This window comes from Micromonospora sicca (genome assembly GCF_003172935.1).
In the GTDB taxonomy this organism is placed as follows: domain Bacteria; phylum Actinomycetota; class Actinomycetes; order Mycobacteriales; family Micromonosporaceae; genus Micromonospora; species Micromonospora sicca.
Map to the genome: position 1 here is coordinate 25,882 of NZ_QGKS01000251.1, position 11,486 is coordinate 37,367.

11 protein-coding genes and 2 pseudogenes are annotated in these 11,486 nt (G+C 76.4%); 10 read left to right on the plus strand and 3 right to left on the minus strand.

Annotation, left to right across the window (positions count from 1 at the left end; all coding sequences use genetic code 11):
• Positions 1 to 45: 45 nt before the first annotated feature.
• The gene (ygiD, locus tag DKT69_RS18545; protein WP_236648002.1) at positions 46 to 915 is read right to left on the minus strand and encodes a 4,5-DOPA-extradiol-dioxygenase; all 870 of its coding nucleotides are present in this window, start codon (positions 913 to 915) and stop codon (positions 46 to 48) included.
• A gap of 215 nt (positions 916 to 1,130) precedes the next feature.
• Between ygiD and DKT69_RS18550 the strand changes: the two genes are divergently transcribed.
• Genes DKT69_RS18550 through DKT69_RS18565 form a run of 4 tightly spaced genes read left to right on the plus strand, consistent with a single transcriptional unit; the run spans position 1,131 to position 4,197 of the window.
• Positions 1,131 to 1,532 carry a TOBE domain-containing protein gene (locus tag DKT69_RS18550; protein WP_109802791.1) on the plus strand — a complete coding sequence of 134 codons (402 nt, stop codon included), beginning with the start codon at positions 1,131 to 1,133 and terminating at the stop codon, positions 1,530 to 1,532.
• Between the two features lie 11 nt (positions 1,533 to 1,543).
• A complete protein-coding gene (gene modA / locus DKT69_RS18555; RefSeq protein WP_201749728.1) occupies positions 1,544 to 2,311 on the plus strand; it encodes a molybdate ABC transporter substrate-binding protein in 768 nt (255 codons plus the stop codon).
• The gene (locus DKT69_RS18560) at positions 2,312 to 3,139 is read left to right on the plus strand and encodes an ABC transporter permease (RefSeq protein WP_109802793.1); all 828 of its coding nucleotides are present in this window, start codon (positions 2,312 to 2,314) and stop codon (positions 3,137 to 3,139) included.
• Positions 3,136 to 4,197 carry an ABC transporter ATP-binding protein gene (locus DKT69_RS18565; protein ID WP_438361844.1) on the plus strand — a complete coding sequence of 354 codons (1,062 nt, stop codon included), beginning with the start codon at positions 3,136 to 3,138 and terminating at the stop codon, positions 4,195 to 4,197. The genes DKT69_RS18560 and DKT69_RS18565 overlap by 4 nt, the downstream gene beginning before the upstream one ends.
• Before the next feature lie 15 nt (positions 4,198 to 4,212).
• Here the strand turns inward: DKT69_RS18565 and DKT69_RS18570 are convergent.
• Both DKT69_RS18570 and DKT69_RS18575 read right to left on the minus strand, forming a co-directional pair.
• Positions 4,213 to 5,885 (minus strand): annotated as a pseudogene (locus tag DKT69_RS18570) (sulfatase-like hydrolase/transferase); the annotation flags it as partial.
• Positions 5,886 to 6,165: 280 nt separating this feature from the next.
• A pseudogene (locus DKT69_RS18575) lies at positions 6,166 to 6,867 on the minus strand (CDP-alcohol phosphatidyltransferase family protein); the annotation flags it as partial.
• 92 nt (positions 6,868 to 6,959) lie between these two features.
• Between DKT69_RS18575 and DKT69_RS18580 the strand changes: the two are divergent.
• From DKT69_RS18580 to DKT69_RS18605, 6 genes are all read left to right on the plus strand, one after another.
• Positions 6,960 to 7,937, plus strand: a complete 978-nt coding sequence (locus DKT69_RS18580; RefSeq protein WP_109802796.1) for a zinc-dependent alcohol dehydrogenase — start codon at positions 6,960 to 6,962, stop codon at positions 7,935 to 7,937.
• A gap of 3 nt (positions 7,938 to 7,940) precedes the next feature.
• A complete protein-coding gene (locus tag DKT69_RS18585; RefSeq protein ID WP_109802797.1) occupies positions 7,941 to 8,339 on the plus strand; it encodes a 6-pyruvoyl trahydropterin synthase family protein in 399 nt (132 codons plus the stop codon).
• A gap of 3 nt (positions 8,340 to 8,342) precedes the next feature.
• Positions 8,343 to 9,380, plus strand: coding sequence for a glycosyltransferase family 4 protein (locus DKT69_RS18590; RefSeq protein ID WP_109802798.1), 1,038 nt, complete (start codon positions 8,343 to 8,345; stop codon positions 9,378 to 9,380).
• Positions 9,377 to 10,192 (plus strand): methyltransferase domain-containing protein, encoded by an 816-nt coding sequence (locus DKT69_RS18595; RefSeq protein ID WP_109802799.1) that lies wholly within the window; start codon positions 9,377 to 9,379, stop codon positions 10,190 to 10,192. The genes DKT69_RS18590 and DKT69_RS18595 overlap by 4 nt, the downstream gene beginning before the upstream one ends.
• 89 nt (positions 10,193 to 10,281) lie before the next feature.
• Positions 10,282 to 11,235 carry a lysylphosphatidylglycerol synthase domain-containing protein gene (locus DKT69_RS18600; protein WP_201749729.1) on the plus strand — a complete coding sequence of 318 codons (954 nt, stop codon included), beginning with the start codon at positions 10,282 to 10,284 and terminating at the stop codon, positions 11,233 to 11,235.
• 113 nt (positions 11,236 to 11,348) lie between these two features.
• On the plus strand, positions 11,349 to 11,486 hold a 138-nt coding region (locus DKT69_RS18605), incomplete at its 3' end, for a MerR family DNA-binding transcriptional regulator (RefSeq protein WP_146231126.1).

Below are 11,486 nucleotides of genomic sequence, written 5' to 3' on the forward strand. Positions count from 1 at the left end.
GTCGGGGCGGCCGGGCCGGTCGGCCCGGCCGCCCGACGGTGGATGTCAGATGTTGGCCGAGTCCGCCGGCACGTCGGCCGGCAGCGACGGCGCCCCGGTCGCCGGCGCCGTCCGCGGGCAGCTGAGCCCCAGGGTGTACGCGGTCATCGACAGCGACCCGTACGCGTACCCGTCGACCAGCACCTCCGGGCGGCCGGCGGTGGCGTCGGCCAGCCCCGCCAGGTACAGCAGCGGGATGAAGTGGTCCGGCGTGGGCACGGCCAGGTCGTAGTCGCGGTGGCCGTCGAGCCGGGCCGCCTCGGTCGGCGCGTCGAGCAGGACCTCCCGGGCCGCGTCGTCGAAGCGCCGCGCCCAGTCGAAGCCCTCGTCGGTCAGCCGCGGGTCCACCCCGCCCAGGTTGTGCACCACGTTGCCGCTGGCCACGATCAGCACCCCGCGTTCCCGCAGCGGCGCGAGCCGGGCCCCCAGGTCCAGGTGGTAGTCCAGCCCCTTGAACGCGTTGATGCTCAGCTGCACCACCGGGATGTCCGCCTCCGGGAAGGCGTGCGTCAGCACCGACCAGGTGCCGTGGTCGATGCCCCACGAGTCCACGTCGGCGCCGACCCAGGTGGGGCGCACGGCGTCGCTGATCTCCTCGGCCAGCTCCGGCAGTCCCGGCGCCGGGTACTCCAGGTCGAACAGTTGCCGGGGGAAGCCGTAGAAGTCGTGGATGGTGCGGGGGCGGGGCATGGCCGTGACGGCGGTGGCGCCGATGTACCAGTGCGCGGAGACCACCAGGATCGCCCGAGGTCGCGGCACGGCCCGCCCGAAGTCGCGCCAGGAGGTGGTGTAGCGGTTGACCTCCAGGGCGTTCATCGGGTTGCCGTGGCCGAAGAACGCCGCGGGCATCACCGTGTCCGTCGTCTGGCTGCTCATGCCGCTCCCCGGGGCCGACCGTGCCCCCCGAGGCTAAACCCGAACGCCCGCCGGTGTCCCGTCTCCCCGCGGGCTCCCACCTCGACGTTGCTCGGGTCCGGCTGGGGCGGACACGGAAGGAAGCGCAGGCACGGTCCTACTCCGGCATGCCGGCTTGAGGATGCCAGGCTTCCGGCGTCTTCCCCATCGCAGGTGCGGGCCGTTAGGGTGGCCGCGTGACGGTGTTCCGGATCGGCGAGGCCGCCGAACTGCTCGGGGTCAGCCCCGACACGGTCCGCCGCTGGATCGACGCCGGCCGGCTGGCCGCCAGCCGGGACGACCACGGTCACCGGGTGGTCGACGGCGTCGACCTGGCCGCGTTCGTCCGCGCCCCGGGGCACCCGGAGCTGTCGTCCGCCCGCAACCGGCTGCGCGGGATCGTCACCGCGGTGGTCAAGGACACGGTGATGGCGCAGGTCGACATCCAGGCCGGGCCGTTCCGCATCGTGTCGCTGATGAGCCGCGAGGCCGTCGACGACCTCGACCTGACGGTCGGCTCGGTGGCCGTGGCCGTGATCAAGTCGACGACCGTCGTGGTGGAACGTGCCACCGCCCCCAGGGGGAGGACCAGCCCGTGACCGTACGGTGGATCCGTGCCGCCCTGGCCGGGGTGGCCGCGCTGACCCTCGGCCTGGCCGGCTGCGGCGGTGACGACGCGCCCGCCGGCACGGCCGGCGGCGGGCGGGTCACCGTCTTCGCCGCCGCCTCGCTGACCGAGACGTTCACCCGGCTCGGCAGGGACTTCGAGGCCGCCCACCCCGGCACGAGGGTCACCTTCAACTTCGCCGGCAGCTCGGCGCTGGCCACCCAGATCTCCCAGGGCGCCCCGGCCGACGTCTTCGCCGCCGCCTCACCCGCCACCATGAAGACGGTGACCGGCGCCGGTGAGGCCGCGGCGAGCCCGGTCACCCTCGCCCGCAACCAGCTCGTCATCGCGGTGCCCAGGGGCAACCCCCGGCAGATCGCCGGGCTGCCCGACCTGACCCGGCCCGGGGCGAAGGTCGCGCTCTGCGCCGAGCAGGTGCCCTGCGGAGCGGCGGCGCGTACGGCTCTCGACGCGGCCGGCGTCCGACTCACCCCGGCCACCCTGGAGCAGGACGTCAAGGGCGCGCTGGCCAAGGTGAAGCTCGGCGAGGTCGATGCCGCGCTGGTCTACCGCACCGACGCGCGGGCCGCCGCGTCCGACGTGGACGCGATCGAGTTCGCCGAGTCGGACCGCGCGATCAACGACTACCCGATCGTCGTGCTCAAGCGGGCCGGCGACCCGGCGACCGCCCGCGCCTTCGTCGACCACGTCCGCTCCGACGCCGGGCGGGCGGTGCTCACCGCCGCCGGGTTCCAGCCCCCGCAGGCGTAGGTGCGGACCCGCGACACCGCCGCGCGGGCGGCCCGCCCGGCGCGACGCCGGCCCCGGGTGCCCCTCGCGCTGCTGCTGCCCGCCGGCCTCGGGCTGCTCTTCCTCGTCCTGCCGCTGGTCGGGCTGCTCGCCCGGGCGCCGTGGACCACCCTGCCGCAGCGGCTGGCCCAGCCCGGCGTGCTCACCGCACTGTGGCTGTCCCTGCAGACCGCCACCCTCGCCACGCTGCTCTGCGTCCTGCTCGGCGTACCCCTGGCCTGGCTGCTGGCCCGGGTCGAGTTCCCCGGCCGGCGGCTGGTCCGGGCGCTGGTCACCGTCCCGCTGGTGCTGCCCCCGGTGGTCGGCGGGGTGGCGCTGCTGCTGGTCTTCGGCCGCCGCGGGCTGCTCGGGTCCTGGCTGGACGCCACGTTCGGGGTGACCCTGCCGTTCACCACCGCCGGGGTGGTGCTCGCCGAGGCGTTCGTCGCCATGCCGTTCCTGGTCATCGCCGTCGAGGGCGCGCTGCGCGGCGCGGACCCGCGCTACGAGGAGGCCGCCGCCACCCTCGGCGCCGGCCGCTGGACCACCTTCACCCACGTCACCCTGCCGCTGGTCGCCCCCGGCGTCGCCGCCGGGGCGGTGCTCTGCTGGGCCCGGGCCCTCGGGGAGTTCGGCGCCACCATCACCTTCGCCGGCAACTATCCCGGCCGGACCCAGACCATGCCGCTCGCCGTCTACCTCGCCCTGGAGACCGACCTGCCGGCCGCGATCGTGCTCAGCCTCATCCTGCTCACCGTCTCCGTCGCCATTCTCGCCGGGCTGCGGGACCGCTGGGTCGGCGCCCCGTGACCGCCCCGCCCCTGCTGGACGCGCACCTGGTCGCCGACCGGGACGCCTTCCAGCTCGACGTCCGGCTGCGGATCGCCGCCGGTGAGGTCGTCGCGCTGCTCGGCCCGAACGGCGCCGGCAAGACCACCGCGCTGCGGGCGCTCGCCGGCCTGCACCCGCTGGCCGCCGGGCACCTCACCCTCGACGGCGTCGACCTCGACCGCCCCGACCGGCGGCGCTGGGTGCCGCCGGAGCGGCGTCCGGTGGGCGTCGTGTTCCAGGACTATCTGCTCTTCCCGCACCTGCGCGCGCTGGACAACGTCGCGTTCGGGCCCCGCCGGCAGGGCGCCGACCGGTCGGCCGCCCGCGAGCGGGCGCGGGGCTGGCTGGACCGGGTCGGCCTGGCCGAGCAGGCCCGCCGCCGGCCCCGGCAGCTCTCCGGCGGGCAGGCCCAGCGGGTCGCCCTCGCCCGGGCCCTCGCCGTCGACCCCACTCTGCTGCTGCTCGACGAGCCGCTCGCCGCCCTGGACGCGGGCACCCGGCTGGACACCCGGGCCGAGCTCCAGCGGCACCTCGGTGGCCACTCCGGCGCGACGCTGCTGGTCACCCACGACCCGCTGGACGCCTTCGTGCTCGCCGACCGGCTGCTCATCGTCGAGCACGGGCGGGTGGTCCAGGAGGGGGACGCGGCCAGCGTCACGGCCCGGCCGCGCACCGACTACGTGGCGCGGCTGGTCGGGCTCAACCTGCACCGCGGTCGCGCCGACGGGCACACCGTGCGGGTCGGCGAGCTGACCCTCACCGCGGCGGACCGGGTCGTCGGGGACGCCTTCGTCGCCTTCCCGCCCGCCGCCGTCGCCCTGCACCCGGCCCGGCCCGACGGCAGCCCGCGCAACGTGTGGCCGGCCACCGTCACCGGGGTGCAGCGGCACGGCGACAACCTTCGGGTCCAGCTCGACGGCCCGATCACCGTCGCGGCGGACGTCACCCCGGCCGCGGCGGCCCACCTGCGGCTCGCCCCCGGCCAGCGGGTCTGGGCGGCGGTCAAGGCCGCCGAGACCCACGCCTACCCGGCGTGAGCGGCGCCGGAGCGGTCACCGGCCGGGCTGCGGACCGAAGGCGGTGAGGAAGCGGTCCCGGAAGGTGTCCATCCGCCACACCGGGGCCTGCGGCCCCGGGCGCAGCCCGTCCTGCCAGCCCCAACCGGCGATCCGGTCGAACACCTTCGGGTCGTGCGCCACCACGGTGATCGGCACGTCCCGGCTGGCGCCCTCACCGGTGATCGCCGTCGCCGGCTGGTGGTCGCCGAGGAAGACCAGCACCAGGTCGTCCCCGCCGTACGCCAGCACGTAGGAGACCAGGGTGTCCAGCGTGTACTCGATCGAGTGCCGGTAGTCGGCGCGGATCTGGGTGGCGTCCCGCTGCACCACGTCCCGGCTGCCGCCGCTGCTGGTGGACGCCTGGTGGAAGATGGAGCCGTCGCCGACCGCGTCCCAGCCGACCGGCTTCGGGATGACCGACCAGGGCGAGTGGCTGGAGACCAGCGGGATCTCCGCCATCAGCGGGGCGTGCGGCTTCGCCCGCTCCAGCCGCTGGAAGGTGGCCAGGGTGTACTGGTCGGGCATCGGAGCGTAGCTGAACTTCGGGCCGCGGTAGCCCAGCTTCTCGGCGTCGTAGTAGCGGTCGTAGCCGAAGAACTTCCCCTCCGGCCAGGGCTGGGTGGCCGCCGGCATCACCCCCACCGTCTGCCAGCCGGCCCGGTGGAACGCGCCGTTCAGGGTCAGCCGGTCCCCGGCCAGCAGGTCCCGGTGGCGCTGGTCGTTGTCGATCCAGAGCCCGGACAGCAGGGTGCTGTGCGCCAGCCAACTGCCGCCGCCGAACGTCGGGGAGGTGAGGAAGCCGCTGCGCGCGTCGTACCCGGCCGCCCGCAGCCGACGGTAGCCGGCGTCGAGCACCGCGTCGACGTGCGGCGCGAACTCCGGGTCCTCGACCGCGTCCCGGCCGTAGCTCTCCACGAACGTCACCAGCACGTCCTTGCCGCGCAGCCCGGTCAGCAGCCGGTCGCCGGGGACGTCCCGGAAGGCGTCGGCGGCGGCCTCGCCGGCGAACGCCTCGCGGTCCCGCAGCCCGGCCCGCACCTGACCGGCGTGCGCGGCGACCAGGGTGGTCGCCTCCCGGTCCGCCACCGGCACGCCGGGGGAGACCCGCACCCCGAACACGGCGCAGGCCAGCCAGAGCACGGCCAGTGCCGCGACGGCGCGGACCGTGGCGGTGCGGTGTCGGACCACCAGCCGGGTCAACCGCAGCACCGACAGGGTGAGCAGCACGAACAGCGCGCCGGCGAGGAGCAGCACGCCGGCCGCGGCGGCGACCGCGCCGCCCCGGCCGACCGAGTCGGTGAGGAAGCCGAAGCCGTCGTCGAAGAGCCCCCAGTCGAGCAGTACGTCGAACGGCCGGTCCCGGGCCACGAAGAAGCCCATGTCGAGGAGCTTGAGGACGGTCAACAGGCCGAGCGTCAGACCGAGCGCCACGGCCACCGGACGGCGTACCCGGGCCGGCAGGACGAGCAGCAGCGCGACGGCGACCAGCCCCTCCACCGGAATCCGCAGGAACGCGCCGGGGCGGAGCCGGCTCAGCTGGTCCGGCGCCACGAGCGCGGCCAGCACCAGCACCGCCGCGAGCCCGGTGACGACTCCGGCCAGGATGCGGCGGCCCCGGGGCGTGACCACCGTCGAGGGGGCGGCATCGTCGTCCGGCGGTTCCACCGCCGGTCGACGGAAGCGCGTGATGAGTGACAACTCCTCGGTCCTTCCCTGCCTGCCCGGGGTGGCGGCGGTCGTGCCGGCTCAGACCGGCTGGTGGGCCGTCCACCGGCCCGTGGCCGGCTCGCCGGAGGCGGCGACGTGGCTGGCGCGGGTGACGGTGACCCGCATCGCGCGCGGCACGGTGACGTGCCGGACGGCGATGTGCGGGACGCTCGCGTGCCGGACGGCGACGTGCGGAACGGTCGCGGGTCGGACGGTGACCTGCGGGAGGGTCGCCTGCGGGACGGGGACGGTGACGGGGCGGTGCCGCCACAGCCAGGCGACGTCGTGGCCGAACGACTCGACCAGGATCGCCAGCGCGCCCGCCACCAGCACGGTCGTCGCCGGCGGCGGCAGCGCGGCGGCGGCCGCGACGGCCAGCACGACGCCCTGCGCGGCCGCGACGACCTTGCGCCAGTACCGCGGCGGCAGGGTGCCGCGCATCCAGGGCAGCAGCCAGCCCGCGGCGACGAAGGCGTACCGCATCCCGCCGGCGGCCAGCACCCAGCCGCCGACGGCCGGCGCCAGGTGGACGCTGAGCACCAGGATCAGGAACGCGTCGACCTCCATGTCGAACCGCGCGCCCAGGTCGCTCGCGGTCCCGGTGCGTCGGGCCACCCGACCGTCGACCGCGTCGAGGGCCAGCGCCACGGCGGTGAGCGGGACCAGCACCGCCACCGGCGCCGGCCGCCCCCAGCCGTCGACCGTCAGGGCCAGCACGCCGCCGACGAGGACCGCCCGGGTCAGGGTCACCCGGTCCGCCGGGCCGAGCGCGTCCCTCCCGGCCGCCCGCAGGCCGCGCCGTAACAGACCGCACAGGGCCGCGCCGTACGCGAGGCCGGCCAGCCAGCCGGGCGCGCCGAGCCCGACCGTGCCGGCCAGCCCGGCCAGCAGGACGAACTGGGCGATCAGCCCGAGTAGCGGCCCATTTCGAACCGTGGACACCCTGCCTCCGTGTCTATGATCGACAACCCTGCCAGTCAACACGGGTAATACGGCCGTCCGGTTCGGTCCGGATGCGGAAAAGAGGGAATTTCGTGACCCGCGACGCCCGCGCCTTCTGGCTCCGCGTCCCCGGCGAGGGCGAGATCCGGTCGCTGACCCTCCCCGCCCCCGGCTCCGACGAAGTGCTGGTCCGCACCCGTTACTCGGGCGTCAGCCGGGGCACCGAGACCCTGGTCTTCGCCGGCCGGGTCCCCGCCGACCAGTACGCCACCATGCGCGCCCCGTTCCAGGAGGGCGACTTCCCGGCCCCGGTCAAGTACGGCTACCTCAACGTGGGCGTCGTCGAGGAGGGGCCCGAGGCGTTGCGCGGGCGGACCGTCTTCTGCCTGTACCCGCACCAGACCGCGTACGTCGTGCCGGCCGAGGCGGTGGTGGTCGTACCGGACGGGGTGCCGGCGGCCCGGGCGGTGCTGGCCGGCACGGTGGAGACCGCGGTGAACGCGCTCTGGGACGCCGCGCCGCTGGTCGGCGACCGGGTCACCGTGATCGGCGGCGGCATGGTCGGCTGCTGCGTCGCCGCCCTGCTGGCCCGCTTCCCCGGGGTACGGACCGAGCTGGTCGACGCCGACCCGGCGCGGGCCACGGTGGCCGCCGCGCTCGGGGTCGACTTCGCCCTTCCCGCCGACGCCGCCGGCGGGCGGGACCTGGTGGTGCACGCCAGCGCCAGCGCCGACGGCCTGCAACGGTCCCTGGAACTGCTCCGCCCGGAGGGCACCGTGCTGGAGCTGAGCTGGTACGGCGACCGTCCGGTCACGCTCCGCCTCGGTGGGGCGTTCCACTCGGGACGACTGCGCATCCACAGCAGCCAGGTGGGTACGGTGGCGCCGCGGCGGGCCGACCGGAGCTACCGCGACCGGCTGGCGCTGGCCCTGGACCTGCTCGCCGATCCGGCCTTCGACGCGCTGCTCACCGGTCGGTCCCGGTTCGCCGAACTGCCCGACGTGCTCGACCGACTCGGCACGGGCCGCCTGCCCGCGCTCTGCCACCTCATCACCTACGACGGGGAGTGATCCGTGTTCAACGTGACCGTCCGTGACCACATGATGGTCGCCCACAGCTTCACCGGCGACGTCTTCGGGCCCGCCCAGCGGCTGCACGGCGCCACCTTCGTCGTCGACGCCACCTTCCGCCGCCCCGACCTCGACGCCGACGGGATCGTCGTCGACATCGGCCGGGCGACCGAGCAGCTCAAGGCCGTCCTCGGCGAGCTGACCTACCGCAACCTGGACGACGAGCCCGACTTCGCCGGGGTGAACACCACCACGGAGGTGCTGGCCCGCACGGTCGCCGACCGGCTCGCCGAGCGGGTGCACGCCGGCCGGCTCGGCGACGGCGCGCGGGGCCTGGCCGGCATCACCGTCACGCTGCACGAGTCGCACGTCGCCTGGGCCAGCTACGACCGGTCGCTGTAGCGGATGACCACGCTGCACGTGGTGCTGCCGGGCGACATCGACGACCCGGCCAGCCCCAGCGGCGGCAACGGCTACGACCGCCGGGTCTGCCAGGGGCTCGCCGCGGCCGGCTGGACCGTCCGGGAGCATCCCCTGCCCGGCGACTGGCCGCGACCGGGGGCGGGGGAGCGGGCCGCCCTCGCCGGCGTCCTCGCCGGGCTGCCCGACGGCGCGCTGGTGCTGCTCGACGGGCTGGTCGCCTCGACCGTGCCGGAGGTGCTGGCGCCGCAGACCCGCCGGCTGCGCCTGGTGCCGCTCGTGCACCTGCCGCTGGAGACCGACGCCGAGGCCGCGGCGCTGGCCGCCGCCACCGCCGTCGTCACCACCAGCGAGTGGACCCGCCGCCGGCTGCTCGACCGGTACGCCCTGCCCGCCGATCGGGTCCGGGCGGCCCCACCCGGGGTGGACCCCGCGCCGCCGACCCCCGGCTCGGCGGCCGGCGCCGCGCTGCTCTGCGTCGCGGCGGTCACCCCGCACAAGGGCCACGACGTGCTCGCCGCAGCGCTGGCCACGGTCGCCGACCTGCCCTGGACCTGCGACTGCGTGGGCGCGCTGACCCGGGACCCCGACTTCGTGGACCGGCTGCGCCGGCAGCTCACCGACGCCGGCCTCACCGGCCGGGTCCGCCTGCTCGGCGCCCGCACCGGCGTGGCCCTGCACGAGGCGTACGCCCGCGCGGACCTGCTGGTGCTCCCCTCGCGCGGGGAGACGTACGGGATGGTGGTCACCGAGGCGCTGGCCCGGGGCGTACCGGTGCTGGGCACCGACGCCGGCGGGCTGCCCGAGGCGCTCGGGCACGCCCCCGACGGCAGCCGGCCCGGCCTGCTCGTGCCGCCCGACGACCCGGACGCGCTGGCCGGCGCGCTGCGCCGCTGGCTCACCGACCCCGCGCAGCGGGCCCGGCTGCGGCGATCCGCCCGGGACCGGCGGGACACCCTCACCGACTGGGCGGTCACCTCGACCCGCCTGGCGGCCGCACTGAAGGAGACCACGGCGGCATGACCACCCAACTCCCGCCCGACTTCGCGGACTGGCTGCGGCTGCGCGAGCCCGCCGACGCCGCGGCCCGCGCCACCGACCTGGTCGCCCGGGTCCGCCGCCGGCTGACCGGTGACCGGCCGCTGGTCGTGCACGACCTGGGCACCGGGACCGGTGCGATGGGACGCTGGCTGGCGCCGCTGCTGCCCGGGCCGCAGCACTGGATCCTGTACGACCGGGACGCCGACCTGCTGGACCGGGCCATGGCCGACCTGGTGGACGCCGCCGCCGACGGCAGCAAGGTCACCGTCGAGACCCGGCGCGCCGACATCACCCGGCTGACCGCCGCGGACCTCGCCGGCGCCGGCCTGGTCACCGCCTCGGCGCTGCTGGACATGCTCACCGCCGCCGAGGTCGAGCGGGTGGTGGCGGCGTGCGCCGGGCACCTCACGCTGTTCATGCTCACCGTGGTCGGCCGGGTCGAGTTCACCCCGGCCGACCCGCTGGACGCGGAGTTCGCCGCGGCGTTCAACGCGCACCAGCGCCGTACCGTCGACGGCCGCGCCCTGCTCGGGCCGGACGCGGTCGCGGCCACCCGGGCGGCGTTCGCCCGGCGGGGCACCGAGGTGCTGGTCCGGCCCAGCCCGTGGCGGCTCGGCCCGAAGCAGGCGACGCTGACCGCGGAGTGGCTGACCGGCTGGCTCGACGCGGCCGGCGAGCAGCGGCCGGAGCTGGCCGCGCCGGCCGGGGCGTACCGGCGGCGGCGGCTGGCCGAGGCGGCCGAGGGGCGGCTGCGGGTGCTGCTGCACCACGCCGACCTGCTGGCCGGCGGGTGAACCGGACGGCCACGCCGTACGTGACACCGGGTGGACAGAGGGAGGACCGCTTGTCGCACGCGACCATCGCCACGCCCGTCGTACCCCCGGTGGCGACCGCCGCGTCCCCGGCCGCGGCCCGGTCACCGTGGGCCTGGGTCCGCACGCTCGGTGGGCTGGGGGTGCTCGCCGCCCTGGTCTGGTGGGTGGGCACCGGGCCGTTCCTCGACGGGCTGCGGCTGATCGACGGCCGGGCGCTCGCCGCGGCCCTCGCCATCGGCCTCGTCACCACCGTCTGCTGCGCCTGGCGGTGGGCGCTGGTCGCGGGCGGCCTCGGCGTGCGGCTGCCGATGGGCGCCGCGGTGGCGCACTGCTACCGCGCGGTCTTCCTCAACTCGACGCTCCCCGGCGGGGTGCTGGGCGACGTGCACCGGGCGGTGCGGCACGGCCGGGACGCCGGCGACGTCAGCCGGGGCATCCGCGCGGTGGTCTGGGAACGCACCGCCGGGCAGGTCGTCCAACTGTTCATCGCCGTGGTCGTGCTGGCCGCGCTGCCCTCGCCGGTCCGGCCGTACCTGCCGGCGGTGGCCGGCGCGCTGCTGGCCGTCGGGCTGGGCCTGGTCCTGCTCGCCCGGCGGGCGCCCCGCTCCGGCGCCTCCCGGTGGGGGCGGGCGCTGCGCACCGCGGTGGCCGACGTCCGGTCCGGACTGCTCGCCCGGCGCACCTGGCTGGGCGTGGTGGTCGCCTCCGCCGTGGTGGTCGCCGGCCACCTGGCCACCTTCGTGGTCGCGGCCCGCACCGCGGGCGCCGACGCGCCGCTGGCCCGGCTGGTGCCGCTGACGTTGCTGGCCCTGCTGGCGATGGGGCTGCCGGCCAACGTCGGCGGGTTCGGCCCGCGCGAGGGGGTCGCCGCGTGGGCGTTCGCCGCCGCCGGCCTGACCGCCGCGCAGGGCGTCGCCGCCGCCATGGTGTACGGCGCGCTGGTGCTCGTCGCGAGCCTGCCCGGCGCGGCCGTGCTGCTGCTGCGCCGGTCCCCGGCAACGCCGGCCGGCACCGACCGCTGACCGCGCCTACGGTGGACCTTGGTGTGCGCGGCCGGCGCGTCCGGCGGCACCGGACGGAGGAGGTGTCGACTAGTAGTTGACTCTCTGGTCAAGTCTGTTCAGGCTTACCTGCTATGGGTAGCGCTTATCGGATCGGGGAGTTCGCCAAGCGGGTGGGCCGCTCGGTGGGCACGGTGCGTCGCTGGGAGGCGGAGGGGCGGATCAGCGTGCGCCGGCTGCCGTCGGGTCAGCGTTACTTCGACGACTCCGAT